A 743-nucleotide genomic window follows, 5' to 3' on the forward strand; every position below is an offset into this window, starting at 1 on the left:
TTATGATGATCTGAACCGCCCGGTGGAGACAGCGCTTTATAACAGGGATATCTCCCGGGAGGCTTTACAGACCCAGATGAACGGTGCCATTGCCAATACAGGCAACAGCAGCTATGTTTTCCCGGGAATAGTTGACCTGACAGTGGCTTACTATGACCGTAGCCTCTATGAAGCCACAAATTCGGTGACGCTGGAAAGCGGTTTTGATACGGGCAATGGCGCAGATGCTGATATCAACATTAACCCTTCTATGAACAACGGTGTAGTGAACATGGTCGTCTCCAATCCGTTACCGGATATTTTTAGCAGTGGTACGCTAACACCATTGACGTTTACCTTTTACGATAAATACGACTACCAGGGAGCTAAACCATCCCTGAGCAGCGATTTTGGCAAACCGTCCGATTCCGGTAATCTATATGTGGAACCGGTAACCGTAGGTAATCTCACCAAAGGCCTGGTAACGGGCACGCGTATCCGTATACTCGGCACCGATACCTGGCTGACCACCACCAGCTACTACAACGACAAAGGGCGGGTAAGCCAGATACTATCAGATAATGCTGGCGGTGGCACAGACGTGATCACCACCCGTTATGATTTTACCGGAAAAGTAGTCAGCACTTATCAGCGGCATACAAACAACCGGAGTGGGGTAACCCCGCAAACCACGGTGCTCACCACCATGTTTTATGATGCGCAGGGAAGAGTGAAAGCTATTAATAAGCAGTTGAACGATAATC

Annotated in this window: 1 pseudogene; it reads left to right on the top strand. The window is 49.0% G+C overall.

The features are described from left to right. Window positions 1-743 (top strand): annotated as a pseudogene (locus ACTJJS_RS33495) (DUF6443 domain-containing protein); the annotation flags it as partial.

Source organism: Chitinophaga sp. 22308 (assembly GCF_052045305.1).
Lineage (GTDB): Bacteria > Bacteroidota > Bacteroidia > Chitinophagales > Chitinophagaceae > Chitinophaga > Chitinophaga varians_A.